Source organism: Arthrobacter sp. CAN_C5 (assembly GCF_017875735.1).
GTDB lineage: Bacteria > Actinomycetota > Actinomycetes > Actinomycetales > Micrococcaceae > Arthrobacter_D.
Window position 1 is genome coordinate 231,752 of record NZ_JAGGMZ010000001.1, and the last position, 16,291, is coordinate 248,042.

Genomic DNA, 16,291 nt, shown 5'->3' on the forward strand with positions numbered 1-16,291 from the left:
AGGGTGGGGCCAAAACAAGCGGCGAAACCGGGGCCAAATCAACTTGCTATTCTCTACCCGGGAAGCGGCCGTGATTGCAGGGGTATCCAGGGCCACAGCGACCCGCAAACCCCGCATCGCGGTGGAAGACCCTCCGCCGGTCCCGGCGCCGGCAAACAAGCTCTCAGTGGCCGAGCGCGCCCACATCCTGGCGACCGTGAATTCGAAGGATTTCGTGGACCTGCCGCCGGTGCAGATCTATGCCCGGCTCCTGGACGAAGGCGTCTATTTGTGCTCAATCTCCACGTTCTATCGCGTCCTGGAGGAGAACTGCCAGGTCAAGGAACGCCGCCGGATCGCACGCCACCCGGCGCGGGCCGTGCCGGAGCTGGTCGCGACCGGACCCGGACAGGTTTACACCTGGGACATCACCAAACTCGCTGGCCCGATCAAGGGAAAATACTACGACTGCTACGTCATGATCGACATCTATTCCCGCTACATCGTCGGCGCCTACGTCCATGCCCACGAGTCCGGGGAACTGGCCGTGGAAATGATGAAGGAAATCTTCGGCATCCACGGCATCCCGCAGATCGTCCACGCCGACCGTGGCACCTCGATGACCTCCAAAACAGTCGCGGCGCTGCTCTCGGACCTGGAGGTCACCCGGTCCCATTCCCGTCCCCGGGTCAGCAATGATAATCCGTACAGTGAGGCCTGGTTCAAGTCGCTGAAGTTCGCTCCCACGTTCCCCGAACGCTTCAGTTCCCTACCCGACGCGAGAGCGTTCATGGACTTCTTTGTCGACGGGTACAACCACACCCATTGCCACACCGGAATCGGCCTCAACACACCGGCGGATGTCCACTACGGACTGGCCGCCAGCAAAGCCCTCGAACGAGCCAAAATCTTGGCCGCCGCACGGGCAAAAACACCCGAACGATTCACCACCAACAACGACCCCAAAATCCTCGCCATCCCCAACACCGCCTGGATCAACAAACCAACCGAGAAAAACGACACAAAAGCAGCAGCCTAATTCCCACTGGCCTCATTCACCTTGACAAATTCCGGTAGTGGGTTCCAGCGGGTCGCCCGTCTCGTGGGGTGGTTGTGCTGTGACCAGGTCGCGTCGGTTGAGCTCGGTAGTGAGTTCTTCTAAGCGTCCTTCAGTTTCGGGTTCAGGATTGGAATCGAGGTATTCGGCGTCCAGCTCACGGCGAACCTTGCTGTTGAGCACTTCCACCTCGGTGTCATCCAGGATGGTTAGGTCCGCCGGAAATAGCTCTTCTGGCGTGATCCTACTGTTGTGGTCCATCGGTTCTACTTTCTACTGAACGCGTTCGGGCAAAGGTGTGGGGAGCGGATTGCGGGCTTCATCTAGTTGATCGTCTATGGCCACTAAGTCACGTATTGCTGCACAGAGGAGTCGTTGTGTGTTTGGTGTGATGTGCGCGCTGGGGTCGCAGATCGAATCGGTGTTTACACATCCTGCCAAGAAGCTAAGGACGGTGCGTGCCAGGTGGAGTCGGGCTGACTGAAGATCGGCGAGCCGTCGTGCCGGTTCTTCCATCGAGGGGGTCTGCTCGATGTTTGCTGTCTGGTTTTGAAGGAGAGGGCTCACTCGGTTGGGCCCTCGTCTAGGCAGGTTCTCAGGTGTTTGAGTCCGTCTCGGATTCTGGTTTTGATGGTCGGTAGCGGGATGGACAGACGTTCGGCGACTTCACGGTAGGTCAGGCCGTTGTAGTAGGCGAGGCTGATTGCTTCTCGTTGGGCGGCAGAGAGGCTTCCCAGGCAGGCGGTGACGGATTGGGCTTCTATTCTGGTGGTAACGGTTTCGGCTACGACGTCGTAGTCCGGGCTGTGGTTCGCGACACCCCAGAGCGCGTCCCGGTCGGTTCTGGCTTGTTCTGAGCGGACTTTATCAACGGCTCGGCGGTGGGTGATGGTCATCAGCCAGGCCATGGGATTACCGATTGTGGGGTTGTATTTGTGGGCGTCCTGCCAGACGATGAGAAAGATTTCCTGGGTGGCGTCGTGGGCTATCTCAGCGTCGACGGTGACCCGGCGCGCAAGACCATAGACCCGGTGAGATGTGAGTTGGTAGAACGTGGTGAAAGCATCCCGGTCTCCTTCGCCCGCACGGTGAAGAAGCTCGGCTAGTGGTTTGTGATCTGCCTGAAAGTTCACTCCGGCGGATCTACGTTCGGACGCGTTCAAAATCAGCTGATCCATAGCCTTGTGTGGTGTATGGGGATCGGATCTGCGTAGTCGGCGGTGTTGAAGTGTGCGCCGTCGTGTCTGTTCATAACGAGTGCCCTTTGGTGGTAGCTCGCCGTGCGGTCAGACGGAAAGTGTCGTAAACAGCGAAAAACGGTAACCGAGGCCGTCCTTTGATCAAGATACCGTATTGCGTTTCGGATGGTGACTGGGATGAATGAAACGGCAGAAGGGATGAGCCTGTTGACGGCCGCAAACGATCGTTATCGATACTCCATCTCGGCCTCGGCATTATGCTCTTCCTTTCTCGCCCTCAAATGGCTAGAGGCCACCCAGATATTTCGGGTGGACCTCTAGCTGTTTGGCGTCCAGCTCGTGGCGTTGAGTCAAAAGACTCACCAATGGGCGGGGAACACATCAACTTGGGGTCGCTTACTGGTAGCGGCCGTTATTCAAGTGGTCTGTATTCGTGCGGTGTCTGGGGGCTCATCGCAATTGACGGTGTAGTCGGAGCGTGAACGGGATGGGCGCGTCGGTCACGGGAAAGGCGTCGAGGCCTTCCGATGATGGAAGTTCTCACACTGCCCATCCGAAAGACCTCGACGTTGCTCAACGCTACCTTCGCTGCACCCGATCTGACCACGTTCTGCCGGCTTGATGAGCTCGGCCTAAAAGCCGTCGGGCAGCTCATCGAGCCGAGTGGCGCGGTGCTGGCGTGCCGTGTGGTTGACGCCGATGATTGGTGCCGGCGCTGCGGGGCCCAAGGCACTGCGCGGGACATGGTGACCCGGCGCCTGGCGAACGAACCGCTCGGCTGGCGCCCGACCACGCTGCTGATCCGGGTCCGCCGCTACCGGCGCGCCGGGTGCGGGCATGTGTGGCGGCAGGACACCTCCAGGGCCGCCGAACCGCGAGCGAAACTCTCTCGGCGGGGCCTGCGGTGGGCGTTAGAGGGCATCGTCTGTCAGCACCTCACGGTCGCCCGTATCGCGGAGGGCCTGGGGGTGTCGTGGAACACCGCGAACACCGCGGTCCTGGCCGAAGGCAGACGCGTCCTGATCGAGGATCCGGGTCGGTTCGACGGCGTGAAAGTGATAGGCGTGGACGAGCATGTGTGGCGGCATACTCGGCGCGGGGACAAGTACGTGAGCGTGATCATTGACCTGACGCCGATCCGCGAGAAGACGGGGCCCTCACGTCTGCTGGACATGGTCGAGGGACGCTCCAAAGGCGTGTTCAAGCAGTGGCTCACCGAACGCCCGCAGGCGTGGCGGGACGGGGTGGAGGTCGTCGCGATGGATGGGTTCACCGGGTTCAAGACCGCAGCCGCCGAGGAGTTGCCCGACGCGGTGGCGGTCATGGATCCGTTCCATGTCGTCCGTCTGGCAGGGGATGCATTGGATGGGTGTCGGCGCCGGATCCAGCAGGCTAAAGCACGGACTGCGCTCGACGCTTTCCAACCCCACCCGCACCGCGAAAGGCCATGTAGGGCGTGTCTCGTCGATCGGTTGACCCGAGCTTGCCGCGTCGTCTAGCCTGATGCTAAAGAGAGGCAGGGGCGGCATGAATGTGCGCATGTATGCAAAGGTCGTCGGCATCGTCATCGTGCTCATCGGCGTCGGCGGTCTGATACTGGGTGAACAATCGCTATTTGGCGTCCTTAACATCGACATCGCCGAAGACATCGTGCACCTGGTGACGGGCGGCCTGATGGCAGCGGTGGGCTTCCGCGGTTCGGACCGCGCCGTCCACTTGGTAGTGGGCGGCCTGGGCATCGTTTATCTGATCGTGGGCGTGCTCGGCATTTTTGTGCCAAACATGTTCGGATTACTGCCAAGCGGATACGAGACCGTGTTGGACAACCTCATACATCTGACTCTGGGCGTGCTCGGCATTGCGTTCGGATTCTTCCTCGGCCGTCGCAGCGACCGCCACCCAGCGCACTAGGGCGTGTCTCCTTATTGTTCGGTGAGGTCTTTGGGATGCTGGTGGTATGTCACGTACTGCTGTTTTGTCGGATGCTCAGTGGGCTCGGATTGAGCCGTTGATGCCAAGCTCGGACGGAAGCCCGGGCCGCCCCTTCAACAATCACAGGCTGGTCGTTGAGGGCATCGTTTATCGGTTCCGGGCAGGAATCCCGTGGCGGGATCTGCCGGAGTGTTTCGGGTCGTGGAAGACGGTGTGGAAACGCCACCGCCGGTTCAGCAGCGATGGCACCTGGGACAGGATCCACACCCAGTTGCTGGCAGAAGCTGACGCGGCAGGGATGATCGATTGGGAGGTTTCCGTGGACTCGACAGTGAACCGGGCTCACCAACACGCAACCAACCTTCCGCGCACCACAGGGGGACCTGTCGAATTACATGAAACTGCGCGAGGAGCCTCCTGACCACGCGATCGGCCGCTCCCGTGGCGGGTTGACGACGAAGATCCATCATGTCTGCGACGGGAAAATGCGGCCGTTGGTGATGCTCATCGGACCGGGCCAGGGCGGGGACTCACCAATGTTTCCGCTCTTGCTCGATGCGTTGCACGTCCCGCGGATAGGCAAAGGCAGGGCTCGGACCAGGCCGGACCGGGCGTTGGGAGATAAGGCGTATTCTTCCAAAGCTAACCGGAACCTCCTGCGTTCCCGCGGGATCCAGGCGGTCATCCCGGAACGCTCCGACCAGCAAGCGAACCGTAAACGCCGCGGCCGCAGTGGTGGAAGACCCGTCGGTCTCGACAGGGAAGCCTACAAACGGCGCAACGTCGTTGAACGTTCCTTCAACACCTTCAAACAATGGCGCGGTCTGGCCACCCGGTACGACAAACTCGCCCTCACCTACCGCGGAGGAGTCGTACTCCGAGCCATCACTATTTGGCTCAAAGAATTAGGAGACACGCCCTAGTCGTGCAGGCGTGCGACTCTTTGGCTCACACGCCTCGCAGCACGCTTAGCTTCGCATCTCAGAGTGTCAGCTGCGCGGTCGGCTACCACCTGTGGCTCGGTAATTTGTAGGCCGAGGTCATCCCGGGCCGGTACTGGTGGTCCGATCAGGTGACGAGGTCGTGGAGCTGACCAGCGAGGACCAGCGGGAATGTGCGGGAGGCGATTCGTTCTCCTTGGAGCTGAAGCCACCGATAGAGCTTGCGTTCAGCTGGGTCACTGGTCTGGGATGTCGGAAGCCGATCTTTCTGTGTCAAGGGCCAGTTAAAGCTGCCCACGGGCGGCCAGCATTACTGCCCGCTGGTGGCCATGAAAACTGCCCGGTCATGGCCATTGGATCTGCCCACCGGGTATTCGGCGGCGTTGGCCATGTTCGGGATTTGTTTAGCTCATTGGCGTGACTCCTTGTCCGGCCAGGGCTTGGCTGAGGCGGATCGATTCCCCGGTGGTTTGGCAGACGTGTGCGTGGTGCAGCAGCCGGTCGACCGTCGCGGTGGCGAGGGTTTTGGGCATGAGCTCGTCGAAGCCCGCGGGATGCAGATTCGAGGAGACCGCGATGGAGCGTTTCTCATAGGCTGCGTCAACAAGGCGGTAGAGGCCCTCGGCGGCATCGGTCCCGACCGGCAGGAGCCCTATGTCATCGACCACCACTAAATCCGCGCGCAGGATCCTGGCGACCACTTTCGTGACGCTGTCGTCGGAGCGGTGCGCGCGCATCAGCGCGCCGAGGTCTTCAAGGCGGAACCATGCCACACGCATGCCGGCCTCGACGGCCTGCTGCCCGAGGGCTTCAAGGAAGAACGTTTTCCCGGTGCCGGAGGGCCCGCAAATGACAACGTTTTCCTTGCGCCCGATCCATTCCAGTGTCCGCAGCGCCTGCTGCGTCGGTAGCGGGACTGAGGACGCGGCGGGATCCCAGGTGCCGAAGGTCTTCCCGGTCGGGAACCCTGCGGCTTTACGCCTGGTGGCGAGCATGGACCGGGACCGGCCAGCGACTTCCTCGGTGAAGAGGGCCTTGATGACCTCGGCCGGTTCCCAGCGTTGCGCACGGGCGGTCGCGATCAACTCCGGTGCCAGAGCCCGCGCGTAGGGCATCTTCAGCTGCCGCATCAGCGCCTCCAGGTCCGCCGGCAGGACGGGCGCGGTGACCGGGACCGGGCTCATGCGCTTTCCTCCAGCCCGGTCTCACCACGGCCGGCACCGGGTGGACGTCCGATGGCCGCCCACCCGGCCGTGCCCTGGGTCAAGGACCGGGTTTCGTCCGCGGCGTGGGTCGTGGTGCGGGCGCCCCCGGCGGTCAGGATTGAGGACAGGTCTTTGTGCGCGAAGCGGCCATGGACGGCCGCGGTCCCCAACGCCTGATCGACGTCGGCCTACCCGGCGATCTTCGCCAAGGCCACCGCTTCGGCCATCTTCACGTTCATCCGCGCCGTGCCCGCCGCGGCGGCTTCGAGCAGCCACGCGCGGGCGCCGTCCCCGATGCCAAGGAACTCCGCCTCCGCGGCGCTGCGGGCCTTGACCGCGTAATCGCCTGGGATCTTCGGCCGGTGATCAGGGAAGTGGGCGTCGTTGATCGCGGGGCTGCCCGGGCGGGCGCGGGAGTGCCGGGCGATTTCCACCGGGCCGGCGCTGCCGTGATGGACGATGATGACCTGCTCACCGGGTCCGGCGCCGTGGCTGCGCACGAATACGCGCGCGCCGAGCAGGGCTGCCGGGACGGAGTACTGGCCGTTTTCGAAGGTGACCATCGGCGTGTTCTCCGGCACCGTCCGGGAGAGCCCGAACGCGACCGTGTGCGCGGTGTCCGGGATCCGGTGCAGCCGGGGTGCTTCCTCGGCTAGCATCACCGCTGGTTTGCGGCGGGTGGCACGGTGCTCACGATGGTTGACCTCGTCCATGAACACTTGGCACGCCGCTTCGATCTCCGCGAAGGAGGCGTATTCGGCCCGCAGATTCGTGTCTTTGGGGACGATGTCGGCTTTAGCGACCCTCACCGATGCCTCCACGCCGCCCTTGGAGGCAGGATCCGCCGGCTGGCAGGTCAACACTGTCACACCGTAGTGGCGGGCGAAGTCCACGGTCTGCTGGTTACGCACCGGGACCCCGGCAACATGGGACACCGTCACCGTCTTCTCGTTATCGGTCAGGACATAGGTCGGCGCGCCGCCCAGGACACGGAAGGTACGGTCCAATGCCGCGAACACACTCGGCGCCGTCCGATCCCGCAAAGCGATCACGATCCTGAACCGCGACCACGCCAGCCATGCCACGAACAACACGGTCTTCCTCCCCTCGATCAGGGGGCCGTCGCCGAAATCGTACTGAAGCCACATCCCCGGCTCGGTGATCCAGGGCCGGTGCACCCGGACATGACCCAGCCGCCACGCCGCCCGCACCTGGGCGACAGCACGGCGGGTCGAGCGTTCCGAACCCTCATAGCCCAGCGCCCGGAGTTTGTCGTGGGCTTTGTCGGCGCGGATCTTGCCCTTGGAGGCCTCAACCCATTCCTCGATCTTGGGCAGGAACGCATCAGTGACACGGCCCCGGTAGACCGGCTCGGCCATTGGCTGGCCCGCGTCACGGGCCTCAACGTGCCGGGCGACCGTGTGATGCGAACAGCCCGTAAGCTCCGCGGCAGCGCGCAACGACCCGGTCAGATCATAAGCAGCAAGTATTTCCATGATTTCTCCGTCAGACTTCAATTGGGCCTCTTCCCGCGACTTTGGTGCGACTAGACACCGTCATCAAACCCCGGGAAGAGGCTCCCGCCGCGCAAGCGCGGTCAATCCAGTAAAGAAGTGGGCAGATCCCATGGCCACCGGCGGGCAGTTTTACTGGCCATCAGTGGGCAATTCCGTGGCCGCCTATGGGCAGTTTTTCATGGCCGCTGACATTTCTGCCTGATAAATTCCTCGATGTCCAGGAAGCGCCGTTGCCACTGTGTGTCACTGGGCCTCTGGACCAGGATCTGAGCCTGTCTGGGTCCCGGGTGCGGTTGGTTGGTCGTGGGTCCCTGGTGCGTAGCCGGCGACTACACCTGGCGCACGGGCGCGAAGCCTGGCACTGGCAAATTCAGGTCGCCACGACGACCGAACGGGTCTTAGCGTTGGATATTTCACCTTTTCACAAGCCACCCCTAGATGTCCTTTCGCAGGGAAAACAGGAAGAACAACGGGGCCGGTCACTGTGTGGTGCAGGAGCCGGCCCTACCTTCGTTAAGTGACTCACTGGCATCAAGTTTAGGGGTTCACCGCGCCGGAGGACGGTCTGTGCCCGGCCATGGTTTGCGGGACCAGGGAGGAGTGCTGAGGAAGAAGACTGTGGCGGCGATGATCACGCCGGCGGCGAAGATGGTATTGAGATGGGTGGACACCACGGTGCCGTTGTACATCGTGACGCCGACCGCTAGTAGCGATGCTGCTAGAAGGATGAGCGATACCCAATGCTGGCGGCGCAAGCCGACCAGAACCATGAGGGCGGGGACCGTGTACCAGATCATGCTCGCCGTTCCCATGGAATTGATCTGCTCGATTACCCTTTCTGTGCCTGGTATTGCCGCGACGATCGGGCGGAAGAACATGGAGGCGCAATGCAGGATCAGCCCCAACATACCCACGACGGTTAGGGCGAGATCCAGCGGGGTTAACTGTCGCGCGAACCGCCTGATGGGTAAGCCTGGGACCACCAGCCGGAGGACTAACAGGATAGATGCGACAGCAGCGAGGGTTAGGACGAACGAAGTGGACATAAAATCAGCCTAAAGGATAGCCGTGGCCTCAATGGATCCTAGATTTACAGCACCGCCTCCCGTCAGGAGGAAGGTAATCCCCTGACATCCGAATATTCGTCGACAACAGCCCGGTCCATCCTCTTGATTGAGGGAATCTGAAAACTACGACAAAGGCATGCCGAGTGGCCGTTTCGGCTTGATTGAGTCCGTTGTGAGTGGTGTGCTTTGGACAGACGACCGCCGCAGGAGCTGGGGGACTTCCGCGGCGGCCGTTTTGGGTGAACTAATCGGGGAAGGAGTCAGCCCCCGATCAGTTCAGGTAGAAGGGTTCAGTTGTTGGTGGTCCGGCGGCGGACGGCGTAGGTTCCACCGGCTGCTGCGGCCAGGACCAGCCCACCTCCGAGGGCGAGTAGCAGTGGTGCCTCGCTTGGGTTTTGGGTGACGACACCGGTGTCGGCGCCGCCCTTAGGTACCTCGCCCATCTGGTCCATCCCGGTGTTTCCTGCATTACCTGATTCCGCAATCTCGGGAGCTGGGGCGGGAGCCGGGGCTGGTGTGGTGGGTGCTGGTGCCATGGCTTCAGCGCCGACGGTGAGGGTGCCGCGCATGTTGCCGTGGAATTTGCAGAAGAACCCGTAACTTCCTGCCATGTCTGGGGCGGTGAAGGTAGCGCTTGCTCCGCCGGGGATGGTGACATCGAAGGAGCCATCATCAGCGGTCACGGTGTGGGCTTCGGTGTCGTTGTTGGTGACGGTGATTTCGCCGCCGGGGTTCACGGTGCCGGGTCCTGTAAATACGAAGTCATCGATGCTGATGGACATTTGTCCGGTGGTCATGGCTGGTACTGATTGGGATACCGGGCCAGGGGCGGCCATGGCTACCCCGGTGGATCCGAGGCCAGCTCCTGCGATCAGGGCTGCGGTGAACGTGACGCTGAGAACTTTGTTCCTGGTAATCATGGTGAGGCCTTCCGGCGAGGCATCTAGGGGGACAACTATCGGGCTATCAGTCGGCTTGATACGCCGTTGTCATAAAACCTCTACCCGGGATATTCGTCACCCCGACCATGTTGGATGGGTTATCCACCAAACGCGCGGTCGACATCGGCGGGTGCGGCATCGGCGGAGGCATTGCCTTGGCCGTAGCAGTCGGCGGAGCCCTTTATGGCCGGTCGCCGTAACGCCATCGGATCATCGTCAAAGCAGCAACGGAACAAACCGGTCAAGACCTGCATACTGCAGCTGATTCATCCAGCGACCGTGGTGGAGGTCATCTGAGTTTCACTGCGGCCACGGTTCTTTGACGCCCTCCAAAGTTTCCCGGGATTCCTTGGCTGCTGAGCTTCTGGGATTATCGAGACTATGGTTTCTTCTGGATTGCCTGAGCTCGAGGTTGCTCGTGCGCGCCGTTGGTGTGCCGGACGGGTGCCGGCCAGATTCAGTACTGAGATGCGGGTGGAGTGCGACGTCGCTGCCCGTCACATCACGATTCTCGAATGCCGTCCCCCGTGGGATGGGGATGGGCAAACGCAGTGGTCGCGGTTTCCGATAGCTCGGATGCATTTCACGAAGAAGACAGGGTTGTGGGCCTTGTACTGGCGCGACCGGAATCTGAAATTCCATCAGTACCAATTTCTTGCTCCGAGCCCAAGCCTTCAAGTACTGCTGGATCATGTGGATGAAAGCGGGGATCCCATTTTCTGGGGATAACGGCCAACCAAAACCCGGCACCAGTATCAGTGGCCAGCCTCGGTGGGGGCAAACTGATTGAGGCCTTCACGAGGAAGCAACTGGGTGGTGCGTTATTTAGAGGCATTGGCCCCGCAGCACTTGGCTGCGGGACCCGGTCTTGCTGTCCAGGTTTGCTTCCCCTGAACCAGTCGGACCCATCCTGGACGACCACTCGTCCTGACCGGTACCTATATCCGAAGCAAACGGGAACCAACACGTTCCCGCGGGGGTGCGAGTTGACCTGCATCCCCGGTGGCTGACGTAGTAGGACGTTATCGGCGTTCTAGTCCATTTCGCAAGGGGTTGTAAGCCTCCTCAATTGGGGCGAAAACGTTGAGACCGAATTGGGGAATAGGTCGACGTGGCGTCGGTATTTTCGATTAGAGTCTAAAAATGAGTGGTGTCGGGGATGAGCTGGAGGGCTTTGGGTTCGACACTGCCAGCCCGCTGGGCGATTCCCGGTCAGAGGGATCCATTGTCTTAGGTGATCGGTATTCCTTGGGTGTCCTTATCGGCCAGGGCGGCATGGCCTCTGTTTACCAGGCTACCGACCAACTGCTTGGCCGGGAGGTGGCAGTGAAAATTTTCCGGGTAGGTTCAACGACAGAAAACGATGCCCAGCGCCAGCATGGTGAAGCGAGGGTCTTGGCAGGGTTGAATCACCCTAACCTCGTGACTATTTTTGATATTGGCACAGATACCAGTACCTTTCATCCGCAAACGTATCTGGTGATGGAACTGATTCGGGGAACGGATCTGCAGTGCGCCAAGCAGCAGGGACCGTTTGCCTCGGGTATCGCGGCGACCCTGGGTGCAGGGATTGCCGACGCTCTGGCCGAGGTCCACAGGGGCGGGATCATTCACCGGGACGTGAAACCGGCGAACATCCTCATTTCAAAGGATGAAAATTTACACGGGAAAACCCGATACAAGCTCACTGACTTTGGTATCGCCCGCATTCTTGACGAATCCCGTCTCACCGCTACCGGACAGTCCATCGGAACGGCCACGTACTTCAGCCCTGAACAGGCCCACGGCGGCGCTATCACTTCAGCTAGTGATGTTTACTCCCTCGGGCTGGTCCTCCTGGAGATCCTGACAGGGTCCACCGTTTTTCCTGGTCCGGCCGCAGCGTCAGTTGCAGCGCGACTTCACCGCAACCCTGAGATTCCGGAAACGCTCGGCGATCCATGGGTGCACCTGCTCACCCGCATGACTGCTCAGGACCCCGCAGACCGTCCGACAGCTGCCGCAATCTCCGCGGCACTCCAGAACGACGCCCTTTTTGGAAGCGAAGACTCACCTCACAGTGGATCGCGCATAGCTTCTCAACCAGCAGCGCACATCTTTCCCGAGGGACGAGGTGTACTGACTGAAACTGAACTCACTGGGTCACTGCAGAACGACACCTCATCGTCCTCTCCGATCACGGAATCGCTCGAGATCGATGCCGCCGACACTGCGACGCAACCGCACTTACTGGTGTCTGTGCGCAAGCAGAAGCATATTCTGCGGTGGGTACTGATTGTTCTTGCAGCATTAGCTGTAATCATCTTCGCCGTGGTGCTGCTGGTGTTGGTCTTCGACGGACAGGCTCCACCGGTTCCCGCGGATTACCCTCCGGCATCCGGCGAACTGGGCGAACTGGGCGAACTACTCATTGACCTGCAGGAAAGCGTGGACCCCTGATGACCGCCCGCCGCAACAACCTTCGCCACTTCACCCAGACCGGCAAGAATGCGGCGGCGATAGCGGTGTTGATTGTGGTGCTTGCTGGATGTAGCGGGGCAGAGGACTACGATGCCCGTGCTGCGGAAGTGCTCCAGGCGGAGGTCCTGACAATAACCCGGCAGACCATCGATGAGGACTACAGTGCATCGCTGAAGGCCCTGGACGGCCTCGCCATCCGGCTCGAGGTCCTGGTCGACAACGGTTCAGTTCCCGCCGACCGAAGCGAACGCATCCAAACCGCTATTGCAGCCCTACGGGCAGGGTTGGAAGCCAGAATCGGTGCACAAGTTCAACCACTACCAGTTCCAACATTCACAGCAGAGCCATCACGATCGCCCACGGCTTCGCCGACCCCAGCACCACAGCCGGCGCCCGTGCTGCCTCCTGCTGCCCCGGCTCCGGTGCCCGTGGTACCCGGCCCGCCTATTCCCGCGCCGAGCGTTCCAGCAATAACCCCAGTGCCGCCGGCACCGGTGCCCGTGCCCCCCAGCACTGTTCCCATCGACCCCACACCAGTGCCGGCGCCTCCATCCGGTGGCCCGGCTCCTGTTCCGACCACGCCGGTACCTATCCCTAGTGACCCGCCGGTTCTGCCGCCGGTACCAGTGCCGGTTCCGACCATGCCGGTACCTATCCCTAGTGACCCGCCGGTTCTGCCGCCGGTACCAGTGCCTGTTCCGACCATACCGGTACCTATCCCTAGTGACCCGCCGGTACCGGTGCCGGTTCCGAGCGGTCAGGTACTTCCGGTGCCTTTACCTACCGATCCTTAGCTGACCCAGTACAGCAAATTCCAGATCAGTGCACCTCGTGTGCCGCGAACGTTGATTAACATCCGACAGCGTGGAGGAGGAATGATGTCTGGACTTGGTAGAGGAAACTGGTGAGGTTAGCGAACCTGTGCGGGGTTGTGATGGATACGATGTGGTGGTGGCTTCACGGCCGCGTTGCGTTGACTGACGGTCCTGGAAAGGGGCAGTGGTAGGCGGGTTCGTGATCCGGTCTACCAGTGTAGTTTCGTTGCTGGTGGGTCAGGCTTTGTGTTTGGTGTTGTGCCCCCAGTGGAACACGAACGGTGCTACTACAGCGGCGAAGGCCAGGTGGGCGAATACTTCGAATGGCTGGTTTGGCATTTGGAATTGGGGGAGCGCGAATCGTCCGATGAGTTGGAAGTTGACGAGGTAGAGGATCAGGCCATACACGAGGGCGGCCACTGCGATGGTTGCATCCCGTGGTAGCCGGGCAGCTATAAGCCCGAAAATCGCGCCGAAAATTAGTGAGTTGACTGTGTGGACGGCAACGCCGAGGGGCACCGAAGCTGTCCCAGCCATCAACGAGTCAGCGCCCAGAACAATCGATGAGATGAGATTCAGGGGTGCGACCGCCGGATTGCCTTGGCTTGCTGAGAACCACATGGTTACGCCGATGAACAGGGCGCCTCCGACAACGCCGCCCAAGGCGCCGAGTAGGGCGTAGCGGACGAGGCTTGGTTTCGTTCGTGCTTCATGTATTGACACGATGGGACTTCCTGGCAAGTGGGCTTACCCAGCCTGGCTGCAACGGTTGCAGCAAATATCACGGAGACTCAGGCCATGTTCGGTTGTGCGAGTGTACCCGTTCACTGGCGGCGTCGGCTAGGGAACGCCCGGAATCTTCGCCCCTCCCTTTATTAGGCGCAAAAAGGCTATGACACCAAGGGCCCCCTTTGGGGCTCATCGTTTTCGGAGTGGCGCATTTTTTGTGTTCAAGTTTTAAGTGCAGATGGTCATCAATGCCGTTATTGGCATGATGACCATCTGCACTTGGGGTCGCTGTCCGCTACCAATCGTGCGGCTGTTGTGAGCGGGTGTTCTTACTCTGACTGCGCGGTGGTGGTTCCCGCTGCGGTCTTGGTGCCCTTCTGGTGTTGTACGGCTAGGGCCGCGCCGGCGGCGAGGACGGCTCCGCCGCCGAGGCCGATCAGGCCTAGGTCGGGTCCGCTGGTGTTGGTTCCCTCGATGCCTGTTCCGGGGGCGCCGGAGGGCATGGACCCGCCCGGCTGTGGGGCGAGGTTTCCGCTGCCGTTGAGTTCGCCATTGACACCGTTGGGGAAGAAGCCGCCGGAGCGTACTGGTTCCGGGTTTAAGTAGACGATGTTCAGGACCTGGCCGGGGGTGCGGCTGAAGGCGAGCCCGTTTGCGTCGGTGGGTACGAGGTTAGCCTCGTCCGTGGTGCCGATTCCCTGATCCAGGTCATCAGGCCCGTCGAGGCTGTCCCTGGCGTCAGAGATTGCCAGGGCTGGTACCTGCAGGTCCTTCGAGTACAGCGAGGTCCTGATGATACCGGCATGGTACGCCTCGACGGCGAGGATACCGGCGGCGGCGTCCAGGAAGGTTTTGTTATCAATCAGGGGTGCTGCACCCTTGTAGGCGGTGACTCCAACATCTTCGAAGATGAATGCGCCTAGCAGGAAGTTATCTTCGTTTTCATAGACGTCGAAAGGTTCGCCTTCCTTGATCAGCCCTGCGGCGACGGCAGCGGCGGTGAAACTCGCTCCGATGTCAATGCTGGGGCGGGAGACGGCGGCACTGCCAAGGGCTGTGCGTAGGAAAGCCACGTGTGCTTTTTCATCTGCGGCGATTTCCCTGGCGTACTGCTCGATCGCTTTGGTCTTGAAGGGGACCGCGTGCCCGCCCGTGACACCGCCGGGGGTGCCGGTCCCGCCGACCAGATCATCGGGGAGGCCTTGACCGTCAAGTGCCCGCAGGTAGAACTCTGCTTCCAGGTATTCCAGGTTCAGGGCGAAGTTCAGGATCGCTGAATCGCTGGGGCCTTCCATGTCCATGGTGGCGGCGCGAGCCGGTGTTGCTGCGAGCATCGTCGCTCCACCAACCCCCAGACCGGTTAGCCCGGCGGCGCGGAAGAACCGTCGCCGGTCTACCGGGTTTTCCGCGCTTCTGGAAATAGCTTTGGCAATAAAACTCTGATCGAACATAACCCAACACCAACCGTTCATTAGAAACACTGGGAGATGTTTAGGTCAGCCCCCTTTGTACTCATGATCATTATCGGTCAAACCGATAATTACAAGGCCTACTGCCATATGATCAGAAAAATGAGTGTTTTCTACGCAGGGTGGCTGGAAATCAGGTAGGCGTAGGCGACAGTGTTTTGGTTGAATTCCCCCGTCGATGGGTCGTACCCACCGCAGGTGATCAGCCGTAATTCCGCCCGGTCAGCATTGCCGTAAACCTGCGCGGCGGGAAAAGATGCCTTGTCATAGGTGTCCACCCGATACACCTGAAACACTGCTACCGTCCCGTCCGCACGGGTCACGGACACCTGGTCCGCGTCCTGCATCTCATGCAACCGGTAGAACACGCCGACCCCGGTTTGGGTCGAGTTGACGTGCCCGAGAATGATCGAGGAGCCCAGCTCACCAGGAGTGGGTGAATTCTCATACCAACCGGCAGGGGAGTCAGCGTCCCCTGGCGGCACGGCGACCGTCCCGTCGGCTTCCAAACCGAGCTTCATCAATTCGGAATTCACACCAATAATGTCAATATCCACAGTGGCAGGCTCCGAGGCGGGAAGGACCGGCCCAACCAGGGCAGTCGAGACCTCTGCTGCAGCCTTCGACCCGGTCTCCGGGGCAGGCGGCGGTACAGGTACAGGTGCGGTTGCAGGAGCCTGGCCTGGTGGTGGGGCCGGTACCGCGGGCGTGCCAGGTGAGACCGGCGCTGCGGCGGGGGCTGGTGCGGGTGGCGCTGAGATCAGAGCCGGAGGCGAGGATGGGGTGACGTGCGTTTGGAAAGCCGTGGCCCCAGGGGAGGCATCGCTTTGCAATCCAACACCAACGGTACCGATCCCGACAGCCAAGACAACAGCAGCTATGCCCGACGTCAGGGAACGCCGAGTAAAGCTCAAATTTCCGGTCTGTTTATGTTTCATACGCCCTCATCCCACTCTTGATGACCGGTCAACCCTACGGAA

Annotated in this window: 11 protein-coding genes and 4 pseudogenes; 6 read left to right on the top strand and 9 right to left on the bottom strand. The window is 61.2% G+C overall.

Annotation, left to right across the window (positions count from 1 at the left end; genetic code table 11):
* Positions 1–37: 37 nt before the first annotated feature.
* Positions 38–1,018, top strand: a pseudogene (locus H4V95_RS01180) (DDE-type integrase/transposase/recombinase); the annotation flags it as partial.
* 12 nt (positions 1,019–1,030) lie between these two features.
* On the opposite strand, the gene H4V95_RS01185 reads toward H4V95_RS01180, so the two are convergent.
* Together H4V95_RS01185 and sigK are read right to left on the bottom strand one after the other, a co-directional pair.
* Complete coding sequence (locus tag H4V95_RS01185; protein ID WP_209728292.1) at positions 1,031–1,297, bottom strand: hypothetical protein; 267 nt, start codon at positions 1,295–1,297, stop codon at positions 1,031–1,033.
* 302 nt (positions 1,298–1,599) lie between these two features.
* Positions 1,600–2,214, bottom strand: coding sequence for an ECF RNA polymerase sigma factor SigK (gene sigK, locus H4V95_RS01190; protein ID WP_209728294.1), 615 nt, complete (start codon positions 2,212–2,214; stop codon positions 1,600–1,602).
* 551 nt (positions 2,215–2,765) lie between these two features.
* Between sigK and H4V95_RS01195 the strand changes: the two are divergent.
* The 3 genes and pseudogenes from H4V95_RS01195 to H4V95_RS01205 all read left to right on the top strand — a co-directional run.
* Positions 2,766–3,626, top strand: a pseudogene (locus H4V95_RS01195) (ISL3 family transposase); the annotation flags it as partial.
* Between the two features lie 136 nt (positions 3,627–3,762).
* Entirely contained in the window at positions 3,763–4,146 is a 384-nt protein-coding gene (locus H4V95_RS01200) for a DUF4383 domain-containing protein (protein ID WP_209728296.1), read from the top strand.
* Positions 4,147–4,192: 46 nt separating this feature from the next.
* Positions 4,193–5,090: pseudogene (locus tag H4V95_RS01205) on the top strand (IS5 family transposase).
* Between the two features lie 422 nt (positions 5,091–5,512).
* On the opposite strand, the gene istB reads toward H4V95_RS01205, so the two are convergent.
* From istB to H4V95_RS01225, 4 genes and pseudogenes are all read right to left on the bottom strand, one after another.
* A complete protein-coding gene (gene istB, locus H4V95_RS01210; RefSeq protein ID WP_209728298.1) occupies positions 5,513–6,292 on the bottom strand; it encodes an IS21-like element helper ATPase IstB in 780 nt (259 codons plus the stop codon).
* Positions 6,289–7,830 (bottom strand): annotated as a pseudogene (istA, locus tag H4V95_RS01215) (IS21 family transposase). The gene istB and the pseudogene istA overlap by 4 nt, the downstream one beginning before the upstream one ends.
* A 545-nt stretch (positions 7,831–8,375) precedes the next feature.
* A complete protein-coding gene (locus H4V95_RS01220; protein ID WP_209728300.1) occupies positions 8,376–8,876 on the bottom strand; it encodes a hypothetical protein in 501 nt (166 codons plus the stop codon).
* A gap of 311 nt (positions 8,877–9,187) precedes the next feature.
* Complete coding sequence (locus tag H4V95_RS01225) at positions 9,188–9,817, bottom strand: cupredoxin domain-containing protein (protein WP_209728302.1); 630 nt, start codon at positions 9,815–9,817, stop codon at positions 9,188–9,190.
* Positions 9,818–10,306: 489 nt separating this feature from the next.
* On the opposite strand from H4V95_RS01225, the gene H4V95_RS18565 reads away from it, so the two are divergent.
* Both H4V95_RS18565 and H4V95_RS01235 read left to right on the top strand, forming a co-directional pair.
* The gene (locus tag H4V95_RS18565; protein WP_281064509.1) at positions 10,307–10,567 is read left to right on the top strand and encodes a DUF3024 domain-containing protein; all 261 of its coding nucleotides are present in this window, start codon (positions 10,307–10,309) and stop codon (positions 10,565–10,567) included.
* Positions 10,568–10,981: 414 nt separating this feature from the next.
* Entirely contained in the window at positions 10,982–12,277 is a 1,296-nt protein-coding gene (locus H4V95_RS01235) for a serine/threonine-protein kinase (protein ID WP_209728304.1), read from the top strand.
* Between the two features lie 1,073 nt (positions 12,278–13,350).
* Here H4V95_RS01235 and H4V95_RS01240 read toward each other — a convergent pair.
* The 3 genes from H4V95_RS01240 to H4V95_RS18570 all read right to left on the bottom strand — a co-directional run bounded on the left by H4V95_RS01240 (position 13,351) and on the right by H4V95_RS18570 (position 16,249).
* The gene (locus H4V95_RS01240) at positions 13,351–13,836 is read right to left on the bottom strand and encodes a hypothetical protein (protein WP_209728306.1); all 486 of its coding nucleotides are present in this window, start codon (positions 13,834–13,836) and stop codon (positions 13,351–13,353) included.
* 335 nt (positions 13,837–14,171) lie between these two features.
* The gene (locus tag H4V95_RS01245; RefSeq protein WP_209728308.1) at positions 14,172–15,293 is read right to left on the bottom strand and encodes a ferritin-like domain-containing protein; all 1,122 of its coding nucleotides are present in this window, start codon (positions 15,291–15,293) and stop codon (positions 14,172–14,174) included.
* A gap of 131 nt (positions 15,294–15,424) precedes the next feature.
* Entirely contained in the window at positions 15,425–16,249 is an 825-nt protein-coding gene (locus tag H4V95_RS18570; RefSeq protein WP_281064510.1) for a class F sortase, read from the bottom strand.
* Positions 16,250–16,291: the final 42 nt, after the last annotated feature.

Excerpts from the sequence above, each read along its gene's own strand:
- H4V95_RS01185 (WP_209728292.1), bottom strand. The coding sequence starts at position 1,297 with ATGGACCACAACAGTAGGATCACGCCAGAAGAGCTATTTCCGGCGGAC.
- sigK (WP_209728294.1), bottom strand. The coding sequence starts at position 2,214 with ATGGATCAGCTGATTTTGAACGCGTCCGAACGTAGATCCGCCGGAGTG.
- H4V95_RS01200 (WP_209728296.1), top strand. The coding sequence starts at position 3,763 with ATGAATGTGCGCATGTATGCAAAGGTCGTCGGCATCGTCATCGTGCTC.
- istB (WP_209728298.1), bottom strand. The coding sequence starts at position 6,292 with ATGAGCCCGGTCCCGGTCACCGCGCCCGTCCTGCCGGCGGACCTGGAG.
- H4V95_RS01220 (WP_209728300.1), bottom strand. The coding sequence starts at position 8,876 with ATGTCCACTTCGTTCGTCCTAACCCTCGCTGCTGTCGCATCTATCCTG.
- H4V95_RS01225 (WP_209728302.1), bottom strand. The coding sequence starts at position 9,817 with ATGATTACCAGGAACAAAGTTCTCAGCGTCACGTTCACCGCAGCCCTG.
- H4V95_RS18565 (WP_281064509.1), top strand. The coding sequence starts at position 10,307 with ATGCGGGTGGAGTGCGACGTCGCTGCCCGTCACATCACGATTCTCGAA.
- H4V95_RS01235 (WP_209728304.1), top strand. The coding sequence starts at position 10,982 with ATGAGTGGTGTCGGGGATGAGCTGGAGGGCTTTGGGTTCGACACTGCC.
- H4V95_RS01245 (WP_209728308.1), bottom strand. The coding sequence starts at position 15,293 with ATGTTCGATCAGAGTTTTATTGCCAAAGCTATTTCCAGAAGCGCGGAA.
- H4V95_RS18570 (WP_281064510.1), bottom strand. The coding sequence starts at position 16,249 with ATGAAACATAAACAGACCGGAAATTTGAGCTTTACTCGGCGTTCCCTG.